This is a genomic window from Streptomyces sp. NPDC051183 (assembly GCF_040682455.1).
Taxonomy (GTDB): Bacteria; Actinomycetota; Actinomycetes; order Streptomycetales; family Streptomycetaceae; genus Streptomyces.
In genome coordinates, this window is record NZ_JBFBBA010000004.1 from 84,023 (window position 1) to 108,035 (window position 24,013).

At 71.8% G+C, this 24,013-nt stretch carries 14 protein-coding genes and 2 pseudogenes; 7 read left to right on the forward strand and 9 right to left on the reverse strand.

Translation table 11 applies throughout. From position 1 onward, the window contains the following. Window positions 1-63: 63 nt before the first annotated feature. Both AB0M99_RS04870 and AB0M99_RS04875 read right to left on the reverse strand, forming a co-directional pair. Entirely contained in the window at window positions 64-1,098 is a 1,035-nt protein-coding gene (locus tag AB0M99_RS04870) for a LacI family DNA-binding transcriptional regulator (RefSeq protein ID WP_365917234.1), read from the reverse strand. A 26-nt stretch (window positions 1,099-1,124) separates the two neighbouring features. Continuing rightward, window positions 1,125-2,747 carry a glycoside hydrolase family 13 protein gene (locus AB0M99_RS04875; RefSeq protein ID WP_365917235.1) on the reverse strand — a complete coding sequence of 541 codons (1,623 nt, stop codon included), beginning with the start codon at window positions 2,745-2,747 and terminating at the stop codon, window positions 1,125-1,127. Window positions 2,748-2,969: 222 nt separating this feature from the next. Between AB0M99_RS04875 and AB0M99_RS04880 the strand changes: the two genes are divergently transcribed. Then, the gene (locus AB0M99_RS04880) at window positions 2,970-4,244 is read left to right on the forward strand and encodes an extracellular solute-binding protein (RefSeq protein WP_365917236.1); all 1,275 of its coding nucleotides are present in this window, start codon (window positions 2,970-2,972) and stop codon (window positions 4,242-4,244) included. On the opposite strand, the pseudogene AB0M99_RS04885 reads toward AB0M99_RS04880, so the two are convergent. After that, window positions 4,228-5,001 (reverse strand): annotated as a pseudogene (locus tag AB0M99_RS04885) (RNA-guided endonuclease TnpB family protein); the annotation flags it as partial. The gene AB0M99_RS04880 and the pseudogene AB0M99_RS04885 sit on opposite strands and share 17 nt — an antisense overlap. A gap of 130 nt (window positions 5,002-5,131) precedes the next feature. Here AB0M99_RS04885 and AB0M99_RS04890 point away from each other — a divergent pair. The 6 genes from AB0M99_RS04890 (at window position 5,132) to pulA (ending at window position 18,315) form a co-directional block, all read left to right on the forward strand. Beyond that, the gene (locus tag AB0M99_RS04890; RefSeq protein ID WP_365917237.1) at window positions 5,132-6,145 is read left to right on the forward strand and encodes a sugar ABC transporter permease; all 1,014 of its coding nucleotides are present in this window, start codon (window positions 5,132-5,134) and stop codon (window positions 6,143-6,145) included. 2 nt (window positions 6,146-6,147) lie between these two features. Next, window positions 6,148-6,987 (forward strand): carbohydrate ABC transporter permease, encoded by an 840-nt coding sequence (locus tag AB0M99_RS04895; RefSeq protein ID WP_365917238.1) that lies wholly within the window; start codon window positions 6,148-6,150, stop codon window positions 6,985-6,987. A gap of 62 nt (window positions 6,988-7,049) precedes the next feature. After that, the gene (locus tag AB0M99_RS04900; protein ID WP_365917239.1) at window positions 7,050-8,639 is read left to right on the forward strand and encodes a glycoside hydrolase family 13 protein; all 1,590 of its coding nucleotides are present in this window, start codon (window positions 7,050-7,052) and stop codon (window positions 8,637-8,639) included. Next, a complete protein-coding gene (locus tag AB0M99_RS04905) occupies window positions 8,627-9,646 on the forward strand; it encodes a LacI family DNA-binding transcriptional regulator (RefSeq protein WP_365917240.1) in 1,020 nt (339 codons plus the stop codon). Before AB0M99_RS04900 ends, AB0M99_RS04905 begins: the two co-directional genes overlap by 13 nt. A gap of 1,454 nt (window positions 9,647-11,100) precedes the next feature. Beyond that, a complete protein-coding gene (locus AB0M99_RS04910; RefSeq protein WP_365917241.1) occupies window positions 11,101-12,855 on the forward strand; it encodes a carbohydrate-binding module family 20 domain-containing protein in 1,755 nt (584 codons plus the stop codon). A gap of 138 nt (window positions 12,856-12,993) precedes the next feature. Further along, entirely contained in the window at window positions 12,994-18,315 is a 5,322-nt protein-coding gene (gene pulA / locus AB0M99_RS04915) for a pullulanase-type alpha-1,6-glucosidase (protein WP_365917382.1), read from the forward strand. A 93-nt stretch (window positions 18,316-18,408) separates the two neighbouring features. Here pulA and AB0M99_RS04920 read toward each other — a convergent pair. The 6 genes and pseudogenes from AB0M99_RS04920 to AB0M99_RS04945 all read right to left on the reverse strand — a co-directional run. Then, window positions 18,409-18,492 (reverse strand): annotated as a pseudogene (locus tag AB0M99_RS04920) (hypothetical protein); the annotation flags it as partial. Between the two features lie 75 nt (window positions 18,493-18,567). Beyond that, on the reverse strand, window positions 18,568-19,092 hold the full coding sequence (locus AB0M99_RS04925) for a GNAT family N-acetyltransferase (RefSeq protein ID WP_365917242.1): 525 nt from the start codon (window positions 19,090-19,092) through the stop codon (window positions 18,568-18,570). 24 nt (window positions 19,093-19,116) lie between these two features. After that, the gene (locus AB0M99_RS04930) at window positions 19,117-19,896 is read right to left on the reverse strand and encodes a TetR/AcrR family transcriptional regulator (protein WP_365917243.1); all 780 of its coding nucleotides are present in this window, start codon (window positions 19,894-19,896) and stop codon (window positions 19,117-19,119) included. A gap of 50 nt (window positions 19,897-19,946) precedes the next feature. Next, window positions 19,947-20,993 (reverse strand): PDR/VanB family oxidoreductase, encoded by a 1,047-nt coding sequence (locus AB0M99_RS04935; protein ID WP_365917244.1) that lies wholly within the window; start codon window positions 20,991-20,993, stop codon window positions 19,947-19,949. Further along, complete coding sequence (locus AB0M99_RS04940) at window positions 20,990-21,886, reverse strand: metal-dependent hydrolase (RefSeq protein ID WP_365917245.1); 897 nt, start codon at window positions 21,884-21,886, stop codon at window positions 20,990-20,992. Before AB0M99_RS04940 ends, AB0M99_RS04935 begins: the two co-directional genes overlap by 4 nt. 98 nt (window positions 21,887-21,984) lie before the next feature. Further along, the gene (locus AB0M99_RS04945) at window positions 21,985-23,949 is read right to left on the reverse strand and encodes a hypothetical protein (RefSeq protein WP_365917383.1); all 1,965 of its coding nucleotides are present in this window, start codon (window positions 23,947-23,949) and stop codon (window positions 21,985-21,987) included. Between the last annotated feature and the right edge of the window lie 64 nt (window positions 23,950-24,013).

Sequence of the window (24,013 nt, forward strand, 5' to 3'; positions counted from 1 at the left end):
AGCCTCTCCCCCTCGGGTACTACTGGAGCCGTGACGCCAGGGGTCCGTGGGGCCGGATCGCGGTTACGGGGCGTCCCGGCGCTGGCGCGGCCCGGAGGCCGTGGAGCCCCGGACGACCAGCTCCGGCAGGAAGACGAATTCGCTGTGCGGGGCCGGCGTACCGCCGATCTCCTCCAGCAGGGTCCGCACCGCGGCCTGGCCCATGGCCTGCACGGGCTGGCGGATGGTGGTGAGCGGCGGATCCGTGAACGCTATGAGCGGGGAGTCGTCGAAACCGACCACCGAGACGTCCTGCGGGACCCGCAGGCCCTGCTGCCGGGCCGCCCGGATCGCGCCGAGCGCCATCATGTCGCTCGCGCACACCACGGCCGTGCAGCCGCGCGAGATCAACGCCGCCGCGGCGGCCTGGCCGCCCTCCAGGGTGTAGAGGGAGTGCTGGATCAGCTCCTCGACCTCGGCCTCGCCGAGTCCGAGCCGCTCCTTCATGCCGAGCCGGAAGCCCTCGATCTTGCGCACGACGGGCACGAACCGCTTGGGTCCGACCGCGAGGCCGATCCGGGTGTGCCCGAGCGCGGTCAGGTGGGTCACCGCGAGCTGCATCGCGGCCCGGTCGTCGGGGGAGACGAAGGGGGCCTGCACCTTGTCGGAGAAGCCGTTGATGAGGACGTACGGGACGCCCTGGCCGCGGAGCTGGTCGTAGCGGCCCATGTCGGCCGTGGTGTCGGCGTGCAGTCCGGAGACGAAGATGATCCCGGAGACACCGCGGTCGACCAGCATCTCGGTCAGCTCGTCCTCGGTGGACCCGCCCGGGGTCTGCGTGGCCAGCACCGGCGTGTAGCCCTGCCGCGTCAGCGCCTGGCCGATGACCTGGGCGAGCGCCGGGAAGATGGGGTTGTCCAGCTCGGGGGTTATCAGGCCGACGAGTCCCGCGCTGCGCTGGCGCAGCCGTACGGGCCGCTCGTAGCCGAGGACGTCGAGCGCGGCCAGCACGGACTCACGGGTGCCCGCGGCCACACCGGGCTTGCCGTTGAGCACGCGGCTGACTGTGGCTTCGCTGACCCCCGCCTGGGCTGCGATGTCGGCTAGCCGTGCGGTCACGGGATTGGACTGTACCGGTCGCGGGTTCACACTGACCACCACGTGCACGAATCCGCGGGAAGCCGGACGGTACGGCCGTCCGTCTCGACCGGCGAGCTGGAGAGTACGGGGCGTCCCGGCGAGGGCAGTTCGAGCGCGGCGGGGCGGGTGTTGAGGGTGCAGGCGAAGCCGGGCCGGGTGAACAGGAGCACGCCCTCGGGCGCCGGCTGCCAGGTCAGCGGCCCGGCCTCCGGGGCGCCGAGGCCCGGCAGCGCACGGCGCAGTTCCAGCGCTGCGCGGTACAGCTCCAGGGTGGAGTGCGGGTCGCCGGTCTGGGCGGCGACGCTGAGGCCGCCCCAGCCGGCGGGCTGCGGGAGCCAGCTGCCGGCCGGGCCGAAGCCGTACGGGGGCTCCGTCCCGGACCAGGGCAGCGGGACCCGGCAGCCGTCGCGCAGCCCGTCCTGTCCGGCGGTGCGCAGGAAGGCCGGGTCCTGGCGCACCGCGTCGGGGAGGTCCAGCACCTCGGGGAGTCCGAGCTCCTCGCCCTGGTAGACGTACGCCGAACCCGGCAGGGCCAGCATCAGCAGCGCGGCCGCCCGGGCCCGGGCCAGGCCCCGCGCGCCGTCCCCGTAGCGGGTGACGTGGCGTACGACGTCGTGGTTGGACAGCACCCAGGTGGTCGGCGCGCCGACGGAGGCGGTGGCGGCCAGGGACTCGTCGATGACGGTGCGCATCGCGTCCGGGTTCCACGGGCAGTTCAGGAACCGGAAGTTGAAGGCCTGGTGCAGCTCGTCGGACCGTACGTACAGGGCGAGCCGCTCGGAGGTCGGGGCCCAGGCCTCGGCGACGCCGATGCGGTCGCCCGGGTAGGAGTCCAGCAGCCGGCGCCAGGAGCGGTGGATCTCGTGCACCCGGTCCTGGTCGAAGAAGGGCAGCGGCTCGGTGCCGATCAGGGTGGCCTGGGCGCCGCGGCCGATGTCCGGCAGGCCGGGGGCCTTGACCATGCCGTGGGCCACGTCGACGCGGAAGCCGTCGACGCCGAGGTCGAGCCAGAAGCGCAGGACGGAGGCGAACTCGGCGGCGACCTCGGGGTGGTCCCAGTTCAGGTCGGGCTGCTCGGGGGCGAAGAGGTGCAGGTACCAGTCGCCGTCGGGGGTCCGGGTCCAGGCGGGGCCCCCGAAGACGGACTCCCAGTCGTTGGGCGGTCCGGCCCCGTCCGCGCCCCGCCCCGGGCGGAAGAGGTAGCGCTCCCGCGCGCCCGGCTCCCCGGCGAGGGCGGCGCGGAACCAGGGGTGCTGTTCGGAGGTGTGATTCGGCACCACATCCACGATGACCCGCAGGCCCAGCGCGTGGGCGGCCCGTACGAGGGCGTCCGCGTCGGAGAGGTCCCCGAAGAGGGGGTCGACGGCCCGGTAGTCCGCGACGTCGTAGCCGCCGTCGGCCTGCGGGGACACGTAGAAGGGGGTCAGCCACACCGCGTCGACACCGAGCCGGGCCAGGTGCGGGAGGCGCTCGCGCACCCCGCGCAGGTCCCCGACGCCGTCTCCGTCGCTGTCCGCGAAGGAGCGGACGTAGACCTGATAGATGACGGCATCGCGCCACCAGCCACCGCTCCCGGTGCCGTTGCTGGAAGCGCTTGCAAGCCGTGATGCCGTCAACTCGTGGGTCATATCGGGGTCAACGCGAGCACACGTCCCCTGGTTGCGGGCCTGGGCAGTCGAAGACTCTTCGAACTAACAGCAAGCTGCGGCAACCGTACGGACACACGGATGTAACGATCAGCCTCTCTTGCAGAAAATTGCCGCAAGCTCTTTCGGACGGCTTGCAGGCTTGTTACGTTCCTGGCAACTCGGGACCGCGAGGGCGCGTCCGGGATCATCGAAGGAGTTCATATGCGGCGTGGCATAGCGGCCACCGCGCTGGTCGCGGCCCTGGCGCTCGCGGCGACGGCTTGCGGTGGGGACGACAAGAACGCAGCTGAGGACACCAAGGCCGGCGGAGAGCTCTCCGGCACGGTCACCTGGTGGGACACCTCGAACGACACCGAGAAGGTGTCGTTCCAGAAGATCGCCGAGGCGTTCACGGCCAAGCACCCCAAGGTGACCGTCAAGTACGTCAACATCCCGTACGGCGACGCGCAGAACAAGGTCAAGAACGCCTTCAACAGCGGTTCCGAAGCCCCTGACGTGATCCGCGCCGACGTCGGCTGGGTCGCCGACTTCGCCTCGCTCGGCTACCTCGACGAGGTGCCGGCCGAGACCGTGAAGAAGATCGACGCCGAGTTCCTGCCCAAGGCCGCCGCCAGCGGCAAGTACGAGGGCAAGACCTACGCGGTCCCGCAGGTCATCGACACCCTGGGCCTCCTCTACAACAAGAAGATGCTCGCCGACGCCGGTGTGCAGCCCCCCACCACGCTGGAGGAGCTGAAGACCGCCGCCGCGGCCGTCAAGGCGAAGACCGGCAAGGCCGGCCTGTACCTGCGCGGCGACGACAGCTACTGGTTCCTGCCCTTCATCTACGGCGAGGGCGGCGACCTGGTCGACGCCAAGAACAAGACGGTCACCGTCGACGGCCCGGCCGGCGTCAAGGCCCTCAAGGCCGCCCGTGACCTCGTCGCCTCCGGCGCCGCCGTCACCAACGCCACCGACGGCTACGCCAACATGCAGACCGCCTTCAAGTCCGGGGAGGTCGCGATGATGATCAACGGCCCCTGGGCCGTCGCCGACACCTACGCGGGCGACCAGTTCAAGGACAAGGCCAACCTCGGCGTCGCCACCGTCCCGGCCGGCTCCGTCAAGGCGGGCGCCCCGCAGGGCGGCCACGACCTCGCCGTGTACGCCGGTTCCAAGAACCGCGCCGCCTCGCACGCCTTCGTCGAGTACATGACCTCCCAGGAGGTCCAGGTGCAGGCCACCAAGGAGCTCAGCCTGCTCCCCACGCGGACCGCGGCCTACGAGCAGCCGGACGTCAAGGGCAGCGAGATGGTGCAGTTCTTCAAGCCCGCCGTGGACAAGGCCGTCGAGCGCGCCTGGATCCCGGAGAACGGCTCGCTCTTCGAGCCGCTGAAGGTCGAATACACCAAGGCGGTCACCGGAGCGTCGAGCCCCGAGGACGCGGCCAAGGCGGCCGGAGTCGAGTTCCGCAAGATCCTCAAGGGCTGGAATTGACGTGCTCCCCGGCCGCGTGGCGGCCGGGGATTACCGCAGCGGCCGGGTGACCGTCGGGGATGCTTCCTGTTTCATCGCGCTGTGCCGGGATCGCTCCCGGTCCTACCGACGCTCCACAGGCGTTTAGCCTGTCCGCCCGTCCGGCGGCCAGGGTGTTGGTGGCGGCATTCTCGTCACGATCGTGGACGGTCTCACACTCGGGGCAGGTCCACACGCGAATACGAAGGGGTTTGGGGCCGTCGTTATGTCCGCACGTCGAGCACAGTTGGGAAGTCGGCACGAAGCGGCCGATCTTTCCGAAGTGCCTGCCGTGCTTGGCGGCCTTGTACTCCAGCATGTTGACGAAAGAGGTCCATCCCGCGTCGTGCACGGACTTGGCCTGCCTGGTGCGCGCAAGGGCGGAGACCGAAAGGTCCTCCACATACACCGCTTGGTTGTCGCGGATGAGTCGTGTGGATTCCTTGTGGTGCCAGTCCCGGCGCCGGTCGCGGACTTGTGTGTGCTGTTTGGCGAGTCTGATGCGGGCTTTCGCCTGGTTCTTCGAGCCCTTTTCCTTCCGCGACAGGTCCCGCTGCGAGCGCTTGAGTTTTCTCTCCGCCCTGCGCAGGAACTTCGGAGAGGAAATCTTGGTTCCGTCGGAGAGGACGGCGAAGGTGGTCAGTCCGAGGTCGATGCCGACTTCGGCGTCCGTCTCGGGCAGTGCCTCGGGTTCGGTCTGCACGACGAAGCTGGCGAAGTATCGACCCGCGGAATCTCTATGTCCGAAGCCCGGCACATTGTTCGCAAGCGCCAAAACGGACTGAAATTGCCCACCTCGGCCATATTTATGATGAGACAGGGACACGGCGTGTTCATTTCGGAGTCGGCACATAGGCAGGTCGACTGACATGACTGCTCACACCAGCCAGTCGGTGGCGAAGGCCGCGGGCGACGACGTCGCCCGCGGCCCGAGCCGCAGGACTGACAGCGGGAAGCGCGGTGGACTGAAGCGAGCGCTCGCCACCCACTGGTACGCCTGGACGATGGTCACCCCCGTGGTGCTCGTCCTCGGCGTGATCATCGGCTGGCCGCTCGCCCGCGGCGTCTACCTCTCGCTCACGGACGCCAACGAGCGCAACGTCGGCCGGACGATCGGCGCCAACCACATCGAGGCGACGTACCAGTTCGTCGGACTCGACAACTACACGGCCGTCCTCAGCGACCCGGTGTTCCTGCAGCGGCTGGTGTGGACGGTGACGTGGACCGTCGCCTGCGTGTCGATCACCTTCACGCTCGGCCTGGCCCTCGCCAACATGCTCAACCGGGAGTTCAAGGGCCGCGCCGCCTACCGGATGGCGCTCATCCTGCCCTGGGCCGTCCCCGGCTTCGTCTCCGTCTTCGCCTGGCGGTTCCTCTTCAACCGCGACAACGGCATCCTCAACAAGATCCTCGAAGGCGGCGGCATCTCCGCCGTCCCCTGGCTCGACGACCCCACCTGGGCCAAGGTCGCGGTCATCGCCGTCAACGTCTGGCTCGGCGTCCCCTTCATGATGGTCGCCCTGCTCGGCGGGCTCCAGTCGATCCCCGGCGAGCTCTACGAGGCCGCCGAGATGGACGGCGCGAGCGCCTGGCAGCGGTTCCGCCACATCACCCTGCCCGGGCTGCGCGCGGTGAGCATGACGGTGATCCTGCTCTCCACCATCTGGACCTTCAACATGTTCCCGGTGATCTTCCTGCTCACCCGGGGCGGACCGGGCGACTCCACCGAGATCCTCGTGACCCAGGCCTTCCGCGAGGCGTTCGTGGAGAGCCCGCGCGACTTCGCCGGCTCCGCCACCTGGGGCGTGCTGATCCTCCTGCTGCTCGTGATCTTCGCGCTGGTCTACCGGCGCTCGCTGCGCAAGCAGGGAGAGGTGTGGTGACCATGACCACCAGCACTCGGGGCCGCCGCGGCCCCCTCGCCTCCGTCGGCCTGCACGCCACCCTGATCGTCGCGTCCGTGATCGCCGTCTTCCCGGTGCTGTGGGTCCTGCTGACCTCCCTCAAGCCCGCGAAGCAGGCCATCAGCACGGACTTCGTGAAGGACCCGACCCTGGAGAACTACCGCTACCTGGTGGAGTCGACCTCCTTCTTCACCTGGTTCGGCAACTCCGTCCTGGTCGCCGGCATCACCACCGTCCTCGGCGTGTTCATCGCCGCCACCACCGGATACGCGGTCAGCCGGTTCAAGTTCCCCGGCATGAAGCCGCTGATGTGGACCCTGCTCATCACGCAGATGTTCCCCATGGCCATCCTGATCGTCCCGCTCTACAACCTCATGGGACAACTGGGGCTGCTCAACCAGCCGGTCGGACTGATCGTCACGTACCTCACCATCGCCGTGCCGTTCTGCGCCTGGATGATGAAGGGCTTCTTCGACACCATCCCGGTGGAGATCGACGAATCCGGCCGCGTCGACGGGCTCAACCCCTTCGGCACCTTCTGGCGGCTGATCCTGCCGCTGGCCAAGCCCGGCCTCGCCGTCACCGGGTTCTACTCCTTCATCACCGCCTGGGGCGAAGTCGCCTACGCCTCCGCCTTCATGGTCGGCGACGAGAACCTCACCCTGGCCGGCGGACTGCAGACCTTCGTCACCCAGTACACCGCCAACTGGGGCCCGATGACCGCCGCCTCGGTCGTCATCGCGATCCCCGCAGCACTCTTCTTCGTCTTCGCCCAGCGTCACCTCGTCGCCGGGATGACGGCAGGCGCGACCAAGGGCTGACCACCCTACGACCACCCGCGCCCGCCCCCTCTCACCCCCGGCCCGATCTCTCCAAGGACGACATGACCCAGCACCTCGCCGACGCACTCGACACCCCGACCGGCACCCAGCCCGGTTGGTGGAGAGAAGCGGTGATCTACCAGGTCTATCCGCGCAGCTTCGCCGACTCCGACGGGGACGGCATGGGGGACCTCGAAGGCATCCGCAGCCGACTGCCCTACCTCAAGGAGCTGGGCGTCGACGCCGTCTGGCTCAGCCCCTTCTACGCCTCCCCGCAGGCCGACGCCGGCTACGACGTCGCCGACTACCGGGCCATCGACCCCATGTTCGGCACCCTGCACGACGCCGACGCCGTGATCCGCGAGGCCCACGCCCTGGGCCTGCGCATCATCGTCGACCTCGTCCCCAACCACTGCTCCGACCAGCACGAATGGTTCAAGCAGGCCCTGCGCGAAGGGCCCGGCACCCCGCTGCGCGAGCGCTTCCACTTCCGCCCGGGGCAGGGCCCGACCGGGGAGCTCCCGCCGAACGACTGGGAGTCCATCTTCGGCGGCCCCGCCTGGACCCGCGTCGCCGACGGCGAGTGGTACCTGCACCTCTTCGCCCCCGAGCAGCCCGACTTCAACTGGGAGCACCCCGCCGTCCAGGACGAGTTCCGCTCCATCCTGCGCTTCTGGCTGGACCTGGGCACCGACGGCTTCCGCATCGACGTCGCCCACGGCCTCGTCAAGGCCCCCGGCCTGCCCGACCTCGGCCGCGACGAGCAGCTCAAGCTGCTCGGCAACCAGGTGCTCCCCTTCTTCGACCAGGACGGGGTCCACGAGATCTACCGCTCCTGGCGCCTGATCCTCGACGAGTACGCGGGCGACCGCATCGGCGTCGCCGAGGCCTGGACCCCCAGCGCGGAGCGCACCGCGCTGTACCTGCGCCCCGACGAGCTGCACCAGGCCTTCAACTTCCAGTACCTGAACACCGGCTGGGACGCCGAGGCGCTGCGCGCCACCATCGACGAGTCGCTCGACGCGATGCGCCCGGTCGGCGCGCCGACCACCTGGGTGCTGTCCAACCACGACGTCGTACGCCACCGCACCCGCTTCGGCAGCCTGGAGCGCGCCCGGGCGGCCGCGCTGCTGATGCTGGCCCTGCCCGGATCGGCGTACGTCTACCAGGGCGAGGAGCTCGGCCTGCCGGAGGTGCTGGACCTCCCGGACGAGGTGCGCCAGGACCCCTCCTTCTTCAAGGAGAACGGCCAGGACGGACTGCGCGACGGCTGCCGCGTGCCGATCCCGTGGTCCGGCGACCAGGCCCCGTACGGCTTCGGGACGGGCGGCAGCTGGCTGCCGCAGCCCGCCGAGTGGGCCGGGCTGAGCGTCGAGGCGCAGACCGGCGACCCGGCGTCCACGCTGGAGCTGTACCGCGCGGCCCTGCGGGTGCGGCGCGCGCACCCGGCACTGGGCGCGGGCGACGCCGTGGAGTGGCTGCCCGCACCGCAGGGCGTACTGGCCTTCCGCCGCGGTGACTTCGTGTGCACGGCGAACACCACGGGCGAGGCCGTACGGCTGCCCGCGCCGGGCACGGTCGTGCTGGCGAGCACGGACCTCGCGGAGCCGGGCCTCCTTCCGGCGGACAGCACGGTGTGGTGGCAGGGGTGACTTCCCCGCTGCGGCTGACGGACATCGCTGCGCAGGCCCAGGTCAGCGAGGCGACCGTCAGCCGGGTGCTCAACGGCAAACCGGGCGTCGCGGCCGGCACCCGGCACAAGGTGCTGGCCGCGCTCGACCTGCTGGGCTACGAGCGGCCCGTACGGCTCAAGCGGCGCAGCAACGGCCTGGTGGGACTGCTGATCCCGGAGCTGACGAACCCCATATTCCCGGCCTTCGCGCAGGTCATCGAGCAGGCGCTGGCCGGGCACGGCTACACCCCCGTGCTGTGCACGCAGACCCCCGGCGGGGCCACCGAGGACGAGCTGGTGGAACAGCTGGAGGAGCGCGGGGTCACGGGGATCGTCTTCCTGTCGGGCCTGCACGCGGACTCGGCGGCCGACCCCGCGCGCTACCAGCGACTGGCGGCGCGCGGGGTTCCCTTCGTCCTGATCAACGGCTTCAACGAGAGCGTCAACGCCCCCTTCATCTCCCCGGACGACCGGGCGGCCGCGGATATGGCCGTACGGCACCTGGAGGACCTGGGCCACCGCCGGATCGGGCTGGCGATCGGGCCGACGCGCTACGTGCCGTCGGCGCGCAAGGAGCAGGGCTTCCTGGGGGCGCTGCCGTCGGCCGAGTCGGAAGGCCTGATCCAGCGCACGCTGTTCACGGTCGAGGGCGGCCACGCGGCGGGCATCGCCCTGCTGGACCGAGGCTGCACGGGCATCGTGTGCGGCAGCGACCCGATGGCACTCGGCGTCATCCGCGCGGCGCGCGAACGGGGCCTGCGGGTCCCCGAGGACGTGTCGGTGGTCGGCTTCGACGACTCGCCGCTGATCGCCTTCACGGACCCACCGCTGACAACGGTCCGCCAGCCGGTGCGCGCGATGGCGACGGCGGCGGTGGGCGCACTCCTGGAAGCGGTCTCCGGCACGCCGGTCCAGCGCACGGAATACGTCTTCCAGCCGGAACTGGTGGTGCGCGGGTCGACCGCGCAGGCACCGGGGGTGGGGTAGCGGCGCCGGGCCTGGGGGGTGGGGTTGAACGGGGCCTGGGGTGGCTTTGAATGGGGCTCGGGGGTGGGGGATGTCTGGTACGGGTGTGCGGGGTGGCGTTGAACGGGGCTCGGGGGTGGGGTGATGTCCGGTGCCTCGCCTGCTCGGTGGCGTTGACGGGGTCCGGGGGCGTCCCGTCAGTCCACTGTCCTTCCGGGCCGGGCCGGTCCCTCAAGGGCGCTCCCTGCGGTCGCGTCGCTTCGCGATGGCCTTCGGCCACCCTTGACCGACCGACCCGTCCCGGAATGCCAGAAGCCTGCCGGGAAGCCCCCAAGGAATGGCCGGGTTCCATCGTGTCCAGGGACGGGGAGGGCCAGGGACCCGCGAGGGACTCCCGGACCGGCCTGACTGCTCCCCGGGCCGACCAGATCAGCCTGGCGGGAGGCCAGGCGCCCCAGATCGCTACGCGCTCCTCCCGGCCAAGCGTCTACAACGCGCCCGGGGCTGGGAATAGGCCGCCAACGATCGCTACGCGCTGCCCGAGGACTGCGTCCGACGGCAGTCTGGGGCAGGGAATAGGCCGCCCATGGAAGGGATCGGGGTCTGACGTCGTCTGGCGGCGATCAGACCGACCATCTGTATGGCAATCCATCCCGGTGGTCCCTGACGGGTGCCGGATGGCCCCGGAAGTCGGCCTGATCGTCGCCAAATGGCCTCAGACCCCGATCCCTTCCCTGGGCGGCCTATTCCCAGCTCCAGACTGGTCGCAGTCGCGGTCGTCGGACACCGTCCGGTCCCTGGGCGGCCCCTCCCCAGCCCCAGACGACCGTCGGGCGCGGTCGTCGGACACCTTCCGGCCCCTGGGCGGCCTATGTCCAGCCCCAGACGACCGTCGGACGCGGTCGTCGGGGAGCGCGCAGCGATCGTTGGCGGCTTATGTCCGGCCCCAGACGGTCGTCGGACGCTGAGAAATGAGGAGCGCGTAGCGATCTGGGGCGCCTGGCCTCCCGCCAGGCTGATCTGGTCGGCCCGGGGAGCAGTCAGGCCGGTCCGGGAGTCCCTCGCGGGTCCTTGGCGGGGGCCGTCCCTGAACACGTAAACCTCCCGGCCATTCCTTCGGGGGCTTCCCGGCAGGCTTCTGGCATTCCGGGACGGGTCGGTCGGTCAAGGGTGGAGCGCAGCGACATCGCGCAGCGACGCGACGAAGGAGCGCCCTTGAGGGACCGGCCCGGCCCGGAAGGACAGTGGACTGACGGGACGCCCCCGGATCTCGTCAACGCCACCGAGCAGGCGAGGTACCGGACATCACCCCACCCCCGAGCCCCGTTCAACGCCACCTCCCACCTCCCACCCCCCACCCCCGCCAGGACACGCGCAAGAAACAATTCTGCAATTTCTTGCGCAAGGTATTGCAGGGCTGTTGGCGTGCCCCTACGGTCGCCAGCAATCCCCACCTCTCCGCCAGGAGGCCCCACATGCCCCGCACCGGCACCCCCACCGGCAACGCACGAGCAACAAGAGCAACAAGAGCGACAAGACCCGCCGGCGCCCTGCTCGCGGCCGCCCTGCTCGCGGCCGCGACCCTGACCGTCGTCGCGCCGCAGGCGCAGGCGGCGGCTCCCGGGGAGAAGGACGTCACCGCCGTGCTCTTCGAGTGGCGCTTCGACTCCGTCGCCGCCGCCTGCACCGGCAGCCTCGGGCCCGCCGGTTACGGGTACGTCCAGGTCTCGCCTCCCCAGGAGCACATCCAGGGCGCGCAGTGGTGGACCTCGTACCAGCCCGTCAGCTACAAGATCGCCGGGCGGCTCGGTGACCGGACCGCCTTCAAGAACATGGTCGACACCTGTCACGCCGCCGGCGTGAAGGTGGTCGCCGACTCCGTCATCAACCACATGGCGGCCGGCGACGGCACCGGGACGGGCGGGAGTTCGTACACGAAGTACAACTACCCGGGCATCTACTCGGGTTCCGACATGGACGACTGCCGGGCCACGATCTCCAACTACCAGGACCGCGCCAACGTCCAGAACTGCGAGCTCGTGCAGCTGGCCGACCTCGACACCGGCGAGGACTACGTACGAGGCAAGATCGCCGGGTACCTGAACGACCTGCTGTCCCTCGGCGTCGACGGCTTCCGGATCGACGCCGCCAAGCACATGCCCGCCGCCGACCTCGCCAACATCAAGTCCCGGCTGACGAACCCGAACGCCTACTGGAAGCAGGAGGCGATCCACGGGGCCGGAGAGGCCGTGTCGCCCGCCGAGTACCTCGGCAGCGGGGACGTCCAGGAGTTCCGGTACGCCCGCGACCTCAAGCGGGTCTTCCAGAACGAGAACCTCGCCTACCTGAAGAACTTCGGCGAGGCGTGGGGGCACATGGCGAGCGGGCAGTCCGCCGTCTTCGTCGACAACCACGACACCGAGCGGGTCGGCGACACCCTCAACTACAAGAACGGCTCGGCCTACACCCTCGCCAGCGTGTTCATGCTGGCCTGGCCCTACGGCTCCCCGGACGTGCACTCCGGCTACGAGTGGACCGACAAGGACGCGGGCCCGCCCAACGGCGGTGCGGTGAGCGCCTGTTACGCCGACGGCTGGAAGTGCCAGCACGCCTGGCGGGAGATCTCCTCCATGGTCGCGTTCCGCAACACCGCGCGCGGCCAGGCCGTCACCAACTGGTGGGACAACGGCGGCGACCAGATCGCCTTCGGGCGCGGCTCCAAGGCGTACGTCGCCATCAACCACGAGGCGGGCGCCCTGACCCGTACCTTCCAGACCTCCCTCGCGGCCGGCGACTACTGCGACGTCCAGAGCGGGCGTGCCGTGACCGTGAACTCCGGCGGCCAGTTCACCGCCACCCTCGCCGCCGGTACGGCCGTCGCCCTGCACACGGGGGCGCGCACCTGCTCCGGCGGTACGACTCCGCCGCCCTCGCAGACCTCCGGTGCCTCCTTCGCCGTCAACGCCACCACCGTCCTCGGCCAGAACGTCTACGTCGTCGGCGACCGCGCCGAGCTCGGCGCCTGGAGCACCGGCAGCGCGCTCAAGCTCGACCCGGCCGCCTACCCCGTCTGGAAGCTCGACGTCACGCTCCCGGCCGGCACGTCCTTCGCGTACAAGTACATCCGCAAGGACGCCTCCGGGAACGTCACCTGGGAGAGCGGCGCCAACCGTACGGCCGTCGTCCCCGCGAGCGGCAGAGTCACGCTGAGCGACACCTGGCGCAGCTGACCGCCCGCCCCACAGACCAGGGCCGCCCGGTACCACCTTCCCCGCCACCACCGGGCGGCCCTTATTCATGCGACACGTGACACGTACACAAGGAGACCCGCCTTGATACGCCCTGCCGCAGGAGTCCTCGCCGCCGCCATGGCCGTGACGCTTCTGCCCGCCCTCCCCGCCGCGGCGGCCGCCGCGAGGCCGCCGGCCCCGCCCTCGGACGCGAAGCTGGCCGCCGAGGCCGCGCGGCACGACCTGACCCGGGAGCAGTTCTACTTCGTGCTCCCGGACCGGTTCGCCAACGGCGACCCGCGCAACGACCGGGGAGGCCTGACCGGTACCCGGCTGGAGACCGGCCTGGACCCGACGGACAAGGGCTTCTACCAGGGTGGTGACCTGAAGGGGCTGACCGACCGGCTGGACTACATCAAGGGGCTCGGCACCACGGCCATCTGGATGGCGCCGATCTTCAAGAACCAGCCGGTGCAGGGCAAGGGGACCGACGTCTCCGCCGGCTACCACGGCTACTGGATCACCGACTTCACGCAGGTCGACCCGCACTTCGGCACCAACGCGGACCTGGAGCGGCTGATCGACAAGGCGCACGGGAAGGGGATGAAGGTCTTCTTCGACGTCATCACCAACCACACCGCCGACGTCGTGGACTATCGGGAGGCGTCCTACTCGTACCTGTCGAAGGGGGCCTTCCCCTACCTCACGAAGGACGGCGTGCCCTTCGCGGACACCGACTACGCGGCCGGGAAGGGGAAGTTCCCGAAGGCCGACGCCGACTCCTTCCCGCGGACGCCCTTCGTCCAGGACGCGAAGAAGAACCTCAAGTCCCCGGCGTGGCTCAACGACCCGGCGATGTACCACAACCGCGGTGACTCCACCTTCGCCGGCGAGTCCTCGGACCAGGGCGACTTCTTCGGTCTCGACGACCTGTGGACCGAGCGCCCCGAGGTCGTCGCGGGGATGGAGAAGATCTACGAGAAGTGGGTCGAGGACTTCGACATCGACGGCTTCCGCATCGACACGGTCAAGCACGTCAACACCGAGTTCTGGACCCAGTGGGCGACCGCCCTCGACAAGTACGCGGCGCGCCACGGCCGGGACGACTTCTTCATGTTCGGCGAGGTCTACTCCGCCGACACCGCCGTCACCTCCCCGTACGTGACGCGCGGACGGCTCGACGCCACCCTCGACTTCCCGCTCCAGGAGGCGATCCGCTCGTACGCCTCCCAGGGCGCGGCGGCCGGGCGGCTGGGCTCCGTCTTTGCCGACGACTACCGGTACACCACCGACAAGGCGAACGCCTACGAGCAGGTCACCTTCCTCGGCAACCACGACATGGGCCGCTTCGGGACCTTCCTGAAGCAGGACCGCCCGGGTGCGGGGGAGCAGGAGCTGCTGGACCGGTACCGGCTCGCCAACGAGCTGATGTTCCTCTCCCGCGGCAACCCCGTCGTCTACTCCGGTGACGAGCAGGGCTTCACCGGCGCGGGCGGCGACAAGGACGCGCGCCAGCCGCTCTTCGCCGCGCGGGCGGCGGACTACCTGGACGACGACCAGCTCGGGACGGCGCGCACGCATGCGAGCGATGCTTACGATCCGGGACACCCGCTCTACAAGCAGATCAGTGCTCTCTCGAAGCTGACGAAGGACCACCCGGCGCTCCGGGACGGCGTGCAGAGCGAGCGACCCGCCGGCGGCGCCGACGGCTCCGTCTACGCCTTCGCGCGCACCGACCCCAAGACCCGCACCGAGTACCTGGTCGCCGCCAACAACGCCGCCGAGTCCCGCACGGTGGAGATCGACGCCCCGGCCGGCTCCCAGTACCGCACCCTGTACGGCGGCTCCGCGCAGCTGCGCGCCTCCGCCGCCGGGAAGCTCACCGTCACCGTCCCCGCCCTCGGCTCCGTGGTCCTCCAGGCAACCGGCCCGGCGGCCGCGCCCGCCACCCGGCCCGCGCTGACCCTCAAGGCCCCCGCCCCCGGCGCCAACGGAACCGTCGAGCTCTCCGCCGAGGTCACCGGCGGCGCGCTGAACCGGGTGGTCTTCGCCGCCCAGACCGGCAACGGCAAGTGGCAGGTGCTCGGCTCCGCCGACCACGCCCCGTACAAGGTCACCCAGCACGTCACCGCGCCCGCCGGGACCGCCCTGCGCTACAAGGCCGTGGTCGTCGACTCCGCCGGCCGCACCGCGAGCGCCCTCGCCGAGTCCGCCGCCGGCCAGGCCCCGCCCGCCGAGGTCCCCACCGCCACGCAGCGCGACTACGCGGTGGTCCACTACAACCGCCCCGACGGCGACTACACGAACTGGCGCCTCTACGCCTGGGGCGACATCGCGGAAGGGGAAGCCACTCCCTGGCCCGCCGGGCACGACTTCACCGGCCGCGACGCGTACGGGGCCTTCGCCTACGTCCGGCTCAAGCCCGGTGCCTCCTCGGTCGGTTACCTCGTCATCGACAAGGACGGCAACAAGGACGTCGCCGCCGACCGCACCATCGACGTGACCAGGACCGGCGAGATCTGGCTGGAGCAGGGCAAGGAACCCGCCCGCACCGACCGGCCCGCCCACCCGCCGCAGGACACCTCCAAGGCCGTCATCCACCACCGGCGCACCGACGGCGCCTACGACGGCTGGGGCCTGCACGTCTGGACCGGCGCCGCCGACCCGACCGAGTGGTCCAAGCCGCTGCTCCCGTCGCGCACCGACTCCTACGGCGCCGTGTACGAGGTCCCGCTCGCTCCCGGTGCCACCTCGCTCAGCTACATCCTGCACAAGGGCGACGAGAAGGACCTGCCCACCGACCAGTCCCTGGACCTGAAGGCCACCGGCCACGAGGTCTGGGCGCTCGGCGGCCAGGAGAAGTACCTCCTGCCGCAGCCCGCCGGCTCGGCCGCCGCCCTGGACCTCACCAAGGCGCACGCCGTCTGGATCGACCGCGACACCGTCGCCTGGAACGCCCCGGCGGCCGCCGCCTCCCTCCAGCTCCTCGCCTCCGCCGACGGCTCCGTCAAGGCGGAGAACGGCACCCTGACCGGCCGGGCGCAGTGGCTGAGGCTCGGCAGCTCCCGGCTCACGGAGGCCCAGAAGCAGAAGTTCCCGCATCTGGCCGGGTACGCCGCCTTCACCATCGACCCCCGCGACCGGGACCGGGTCCGGGACGCCCTGCGCGGCCAGCTCGTCGCGAGCGCCCGCGCCGCCAACGGCGCCGTCCTGGCCGCCACAGGCGTCCAGCTCGCCGGGGTGCTCGACGACCTCTACGCCAACACGACCGCCCTGGGCCCGGTCTTCAGGGACGGCCGCCCCACCCTCTCCGTCTGGGCCCCCACCGCCCAGCGCGTCGACCTGGAGCTCGACGGCCGCACGGTCGCCATGCGCCGCGACGACACCACCGGCGTCTGGTCGGTGCGCGGGGAGCGCGGCTGGGCCGGCAAGCCGTACCGCTACGCCGTGACGGTCTGGGCCCCGAGCGCGGGCCAGGTCGTACGGAACCTGGTGACCGACCCGTACTCCACGGCGCTGACCACGGATTCCGCGTACAGCCTGGCCGTTGACCTCACCGACCCGAAGCTCGCCCCGCCCGGCTGGCGCGAGCTGCGCAAGCCCGCGGCCGTCCCCTTCACCTCGGCGCAGATCCAGGAGCTGCACATCCGGGACTTCTCGGTCGCCGACCGCACGAGCGGCCACCCCGGCCAGTACCTGGCCTTCACCGACACCGGTTCGGCGGGCATGCGGCACCTGCGCGACCTGGCCGCCGCGGGCACCTCGTACGTCCACCTCCTCCCGGCCTTCGACATCGGCACCATCCCGGAGAAGGCGGCCGACCGCACCGAGCCCGCCTGCGACCTCAAGGTCTACGCGCCCGACTCCGAGGAGCAGCAGGCCTGCGTGGCCGCCGCGGCCGCGAAGGACGCGTACAACTGGGGCTACGACCCGCTGCACTACACGGTCCCGGAGGGCAGCTACGCGAGCGACCCGGACGGCACGGTCCGTACGGTCGAGTTCCGCAGGATGGTCCAGTCCCTGAACGGTGCCGGTCTGCGCACGGTGATGGACGTGGTCTACAACCACACCGTCGCGTCCGGCCAGTCGGACAAGTCGGTGCTGGACCGGATCGTGCCGGGCTACTACCAGCGCCTGCTCGCGGACGGCTCGGTGGCCACCTCCACCTGCTGCGCCAACACCGCCCCCGAGAACGCCATGATGGGCCGGCTCGTCGTGGACTCGGTCGTCACCTGGGCGAAGGAGTACAAGGTCGACGGCTTCCGCTTCGACCTCATGGGACACCACCCGAAGGCCAACATCCTGGCCGTGCGCGCGGCCCTGGACGCCCTGACACCCGCGAAGGACGGGGTCGACGGGAAGAAGATCGTCCTCTACGGGGAGGGCTGGAACTTCGGCGAGGTCGCGAACGACGCCCGCTTCGTCCAGGCCACCCAGCAGAACATGGCCGGCACCGGCATCGCCACCTTCTCCGACCGGGCCCGCGACGCGGTGCGCGGCGGCGGCCCCTTCGACGAGGACCCGCGCGTGCAGGGGTTTGCGTCGGGCCTGTTCACCGCCCCGAACGGGTCTCCGGCGAACGGCACCGCGGAGCAGCAGCGGACCCGGCTGCTGCACGACCAGGACCTGATCAAGGTCGGGCTGAGCGGCAACCTCGCCTCGTACGCCTTCACCGACAGCACCGGCCGCCGGATCAAGGGCTCCGAGCTGGACTACAACGGCGCCCCGGCCGGGTACGCGGCCGCCCCCGGCGATGCGCTCGCCTACGTGGACGCGCACGACAACGAAACCCTGGCCGACGCCCTGTCGTTCAAGCTCGCGCCGGACACCCCGGCGGCCGACAAGGCCCGCATGCAGGTCCTGGCGATGGCCACGGCGGCCCTCTCGCAGGGTCCGGCCCTGTCCCAGGCGGGCTCCGACCTGCTCCGCTCCAAGTCCCTGGACCGCAACTCGTACGACAGCGGGGACTGGTTCAACGCCATCCACTGGGACTGCCGGGACGGCAGCGGCAACGGCTTCGGCCGGGGCCTGCCGCCGGCCGCCGACAACCGCCCGAAGTGGCCGTACGCGAAGCCGCTGCTGGTGGCGCCCGCCCCCAGCTGCGCGGACATCACCGGCGCGGGGTCCGCCTACCGGGACCTGCTCAGGATCCGTACGACGGAACCCGTCTTCGCCCTCGCGACGGCTCAGGCGGTCCAGGACCGGCTGGCCTTCCCGCTGTCGGGCCCCGAGGAGACCCCGGGCGTGCTCACCATGACGCTCGGCGACCTCGTGGTGGTCTTCAACGCCACCGCCGCGGCGCAGACGCAGCGGGTCCCGGCCGCCGCGGGCGCCGGCTACGCCCTGCACCCGGTGCAGGCGGCCGGCTCCGACCCGGTGGTCAAGCGCTCCGCCTACGACCCGGCGAAGGGGGAGTTCACGGCGCCGCCCCGCACGGTGGCGGTATTCAAGCGCTCCTGACCCGCTGAGGGACACGGAGGCGGCGGTGCGGGCCGCGGACCGGCACCGCCGCTTCCTCATGTGCGGGACCGGGCGTCGGGCCCAGATGCGTACGGCCTCCATGCGCCGCGACTGGCCGGTGGTGCCGACCCCCACGACGTCGCCGTCCTTGCCGCAGGCCCAGCCCTGCCGGCCGATGTCGGCGACGTGGGCGGCGTAACAGACGACCCGTGCGCCTCGACGGCCGAGCCGCCGGTGCCGGTGCCGGCACGGTCAGGGCGCCAGGCGCCGCTCCAGCAGGATCACCCCGTACACGCGGCCGTCCTTGCCCGTCTTGTTGGGCAACTCGCCGACCACCCGGTAGCCCGCCTCCCGGTAGTACGCGAGCAGCCGCGGGTTGGTGGACACGCAGTCCAGCCGTGCCCGCTCCCGCCCGGTGCGGGCGACGCGGTGCTCGGCGTGCTCCAGGATGCGCAGGCCGGTGCCGGCGGGGGCTGCCTCGCGCTCGACCATGAGCCGGTGCACGTAGCCGGCCACGGGCGGCTGGACCCCCCAGGCCTCCTCGTCCGACCACCACAGCTCGTACGCCCCGATGACCCGGCCGTCGGCGTCGTGGGCGAGCCACACCTCTCCCTCGCGCATCTTCGACCGGAAGTGCGCGACGTCCTTGTCTCCCGGCTTCCACTGCTCGATGCCGTTCGCCCGCATCCAGCGCGCGGCCCGGTCGTACAGCTCCACCAGCGTGCCGGCGTCCTTCTCCTCGGCCTGCCGGAACAAGATTCCGTCATCAATCATCACGCGGGCATTATCACCAAAGCATGATCATCGTGGGTGGGGGACCGTCTCGGAAACCACCTCGGAAGCCGCCTCGGAGACCATTTCGGATGCGGATCCGGCGCCTTCGGCGCCCCCGCCCGGCGCGAGCGCGGCCAGCCTGCCGACCAGCTCCCCGAAGGGCCCGTCGGCCGGCTCCTGGGCCAGGATCCGTACGAGGATGTCCGCCATCTCGGCGTCGTATGCGGCGCTCACGGCCGCCAGCGCGGCGAAGTCGTGCACCAGCTGGAGTTCCAGCTCGGCCCGCGGGATCTCCCGCCCGTCCAGCCACAGCAGCGCGGTGGTCTCCGCCAGCGACACCCACGAGCGCACGACGAGCGCGAGGCGCGCGGGCGGCCTCTCGACCCCGAGGTGGCTGAGGATCTGCTCGTACGCGGCGCGGCGGACCTCGTCGACCATGGCGTTGGTGCGGCTGCTCCCGGCCGCCGGCCCGCCCCGCATGAGCGCCGAGAAGCCGGGGCCGTGGTCGTCGACGAACGCGAAGAAGCGTCCCATCACCCGCAGCAGGCGCGCCCCCAGCGGACCTTCCCGCGGTTCCACGAACCGAAGGGCCAGCTCGTCGGCGGCCCGCCGCAGCGCGGCCTCGTAGAGGCTCAACTTGCCCGGGAAGTAGTGGTAGACGAGGGGCCGGGATATCCCCGCGGCCGCCGCGATCTCGTCGATGGACACGTCGTCGGGCGACCGGTTGCTGAACAGCTCCAGGGCAACCCCGATCAGCTGCTGCCGCCGCTCCTCGACACCCATCCTGCGCCGCACCCCGGTTGTCATGCCGACACCCTACTTCGCCTCCGGCGGGGCCCGTTCTCCCGTCCGCCCGGCTACAGGTCCAGGACCAGGCGCTGCGAGGCGGCGCGGGAGACGCACAGGAGCAGGGAGTCCTCGCGTTCGCCGTCGGTGAGGAGTTCGTCGCGGTGGTCCACCTCGCCCGCCAGGAACCGGTGCTGGCAGGTTCCGCAGAATCCCTGTTCGCAGGAGTACGGGGTGTTGGGGAGCTCCCGGCGGACCGCGGCCAGCGCGGTCTCCGCGGCCCCGACCTCGATCGTGCGTCCCGAGCGGCGGAGTTCGACCGTGAACGGCCTCGCGTCCCCGGTCGCCGCGGCCGGGGTGAAGCGCTCCAAGTGGACCGCGGTGCCCGCCGGGGCGGCCTCGGTGACCGCCTGCATCAGGGGGCCCGGGCCGCAGCAGTAGATCAGCGTGCCCGGCTCGGTCCCGGAGAGCGGGGCCAGGTCGGGGAGGCCCGCCTCGTCCTCCGCAACGATCGTGACGCGGTCGCCGTACGCCTCCAGTTCGGGGAGGAAGGGCATCGCCGCCCGGGAGCGGCCGCAGTAGAGGAGGGTCCACCGGGCTCCGGCGGCCGTGGCGGCGCGGAGCATCGGCAGCACCGGCGTGATGCCGATGCCGCCCGCGACGAACACGTAGGCGGGGGCGGTGGCCAGCTCGAAGCGGTTGCGCGGCGGCCGGACCGCCAGCTCGGCGCCCTCCGCCAGCAGCGCGTGGGCCTCGCGGGAGCCGCCGCGGCCGTCCTCGACCAGCCGGATCGCGATGGTGTAGCGGCCCGCCGCGGCGGGATCCCCGCACAGGGAGTACTGGCGGACCAGGCCCGAGGGGAGGGTCACATCCACGTGCGCACCCGGGGTCCACGGCGGGAGCTCCTGCGACTCCAGGGTCAGTTGGAGCACGCCGGCCGCGGGCTGCGTACGGGACACGATCAGGGTGCGGATCCACCGGCGCGGCGAGTAGCCCGAGACCGGGGTCTCCAGCGCGGGCAGCGGCCACAGCGGGGAGCGCTCGATCCTCTTGCGCAGCGCGCGCCGGGACACCCAGGCGGCGCCCGCCAGCGCCGTCACCGTCAGGGCGCGGTTCATGCGTGCGCACCGCCGTTCGCGCCGGGGGAGGAGGCCAGGTAGGCGACGGCCTGGGCCGTCGAGCCCTCCTGCGAGGGGTGGTACGTACGGGAGAGGTACGTCGGTATGGACTTCAGCATCGAGCCCGTCGAGGGCAGGACGCCCCGGCGGCCCGCGCGGTGGAACTGGCCCAGGGAGGCCTTGCCGTCCTTGAGCGAGGGGTCGTTCTCCATGAAGAAGCGGGCCCCGCGCTGCCACAGGAAGACCAGCGCGGCGAAGGCGGTGGCCCAGGTCCGGGCCCGTCGGCGGTAGCCGCCGTCCACGTGCAGGAAGAGGTCGAAGGCCACCGAGCGGTGCTCGACCTCCTCCGCGCCGTGCCAGCGCAGCAGGTCCAGCATCATCGGGTCCGCGCCCCGCCGGTCCAACTCGTCGGCGTTGAGCACCCAGTTGCCGAGGAAGGCGGTGTAGTGCTCGATGGCCGCGATCATGGCGACCCGCTCCATGAGCCACCACTTGCGCGCCTTGCCCGGCGGGAGGGTGCGGTCGCCCAGCATCTTCTCGAACAGCCAGTCCACCTGCGCGGTGTAGGGCGTCGGGTCCAGGCCGAGCCGCTTCAGGTGGGGGAGCACGTCGTCGTGGGCGGCGGCGTGCATGGCCTCCTGGCCGATGAAGCCGACGACGTCCGCCCGCAGCCGCTCGTCCTCGATGTACGGCAGGACCTGCTTGTAGACGTGCACGAACCACCGTTCGCCCGCCGGCAGCAGCAGGTGCAGCACGTTGATGGTGTGGGTGGCGAACGGGTCGCCGGGCAGCCAGTGGAGCGGGGTGTCCTCCCAGTCGAAGGACACGTTCCGGGCCTTGAGGTCTATGTGTTCCGACGCCACGGGGGCGGGCGCGAGCGGCGTATTAGACATGGCGTCAATGTACTGATGGGTAAGAGGGAGGGAAACCCCTCTGCACCCACTTCCTGAGGCCCGCGCCGCACCGCCCCGCACCGGAGCGAAGCGGGCTGCTAGCGCAGTACCCCCGCCTTGGTGCCGTCCGTGAGCTTGCCCGACAGGTCCACCTGCGCCCCGGCCGGTGCCTTCACCGCCAGCCGGTTGCCCGCCGTCGCCCCGTTCACCCCGCCGCCCGACACCGACAGCGAGGCGAACTGGGCGCTGCCCGCCGCCAGTACGTACCACTGGCCCGCCCGCGACTTCCACAGCACGCCCGCCAGCACCCGCGGCTCCCGGGGCCCGCACGCGGGCGAGCCCTCCGCCTTCGCCGCCTGCGCCGCGGGAGCCGTGCCCGGGGCGAGGAACTGCGCCTGCACCCGGTCCGCCGTGCCCTGCCAGGTCTCCGCGCGCGTGCACAGCCAGGTCGCGGTGCCGTCGCCCTCGGGCAGCGGCTGCTTCGCGTACGTCCAGGCGTTGACCGTACGGACCCCGTGCGAACGCACCGACGGCAGCAGGCAGGCGGTCCGCGACCACTCGCCGAGCTCCGCGCCCTCCGTCACGTTCCGCTCGGCCCCCGGCGCGCCCGAGGTCAGCCGCGCCGGGGTCAGCTCGCCCAGGTCGGTGACCAGCCGGGTCGCCCCGTCGCCGGTCAGGGCCAGCGCGTTCCAGCTCGTACAGCTGCCGTCCGGGGCCGGGCCGGCGACCGGCGGGGTGATCCCGTCCGTCAGCTTCAGCGTCGCCGGGGCCTCGCCCGGCTTGAGCAGGTCCCGCAGCACGGCTCCGGTGACCCAGGGCGCCGCCAGATAGCGGACGTTGCCGTCGACCCGGCTGAGCACCAGGGCGGTGGCCGTGTCCGCCGAGGCGCCGTCGGTCCGGGCGAAGTCGAGGGCGGCGATGTCGGTACCGCTGCGCGGTTCGGCGTAGCGGACCACGCGCAGCCCGTCGTACAGCAGGACCACGACGGCCTGGTCGACGGCGCCCGCGAACAGCAGCTGCGGCGGCCCCATCGGCGGTCCGGACGGCGTGCCCGGGGTGGCCGAGACGACCACCGAGGAGCCGGGCCGCGCCCAGACGGCCAGCGCCCGGCGCAGCAGTTCGGCGTCGTCGGCGCGGTCGCCGCGCGCGGGCCAGCCGGAGTAGTCGGTACGGGAGGAGGTACGCCAGACCGTGGGCGCGACCCGGACCAGCTGCCCGGGGTCCAGGGCCTGCTCCGCCGCGGCGTTGCGCGCGTACAGCGGGGCGGCGGCCCCGTCCGCGCCCCAGCCGCCGCCCGGCAGCGCGAGCAGCGCCCCGCACACGGCGAGCGCGGCCCCGGCGGCCAGCGCGGCCCGCACCAGGCGGCGGCGCCGCAGCAGGTCGGTGGGGCGGGCCTGGAGCACGCACGGGTCGAACTCGGGGGAGGCGAACAGCGCGTCGTTGGCCGGGTCCCCGGACTCCGCGACCGCGGCGGCCGGGTTCACGACGCCGACCTCGGTCAGCACCCGCAGCACTTCCGCCTCGGGCAGCCGCTCCAGGGCCCGCAGCACGCAGGCGGCCCGGCCGGGCCCGTCGAGGGTGGCCAGCCACTGGTCCAGCGCCAGCTCCTCGGCGCCCCCGGAGCGCGGGAACAGCCGCAGCCCCCACACCTGGGGGAGCAGCGGCGGGAGCTGCGTGCGCCGGGGCAGGGCGCGGAAGGTCAGCGGGATCCCGGCCTCCAGTGCGGCCCGCAGCACGCGCAGGCGCACGTACGCGTATCCGGACTCGCCCGAAGCGCCGCCGCGCTGCCCCGGGACTCCGCCCTGCTGCCCGGCGGCGGCCTGCGCGCCCGCCCCGGCCCGCCGCCCGCGCGGCAGCGCGCGCTGGGTGAGGGAGTGGGCGGTGAGCACCCGCCGGTTGCGCCCGAGGGTGGGTGGCAGCACCAGGTAGGCGAGCCGCACCAGCCGCGGGTAGTGCTCGACGATGGCGGCCTCGGCCTGCTCGACGTCGGGGGCCCCAGAAGGTTCTGAAGGCTCGGCAGGCAGGGGGCGGGTGGCGGTATCCGGCGCAGTCACGTTCAGCAGAACGAGCGAATCGTCGGATGGTCACCCGTCCCCAGCGCACACGTTCGGGTGTTGATCGGTGTGG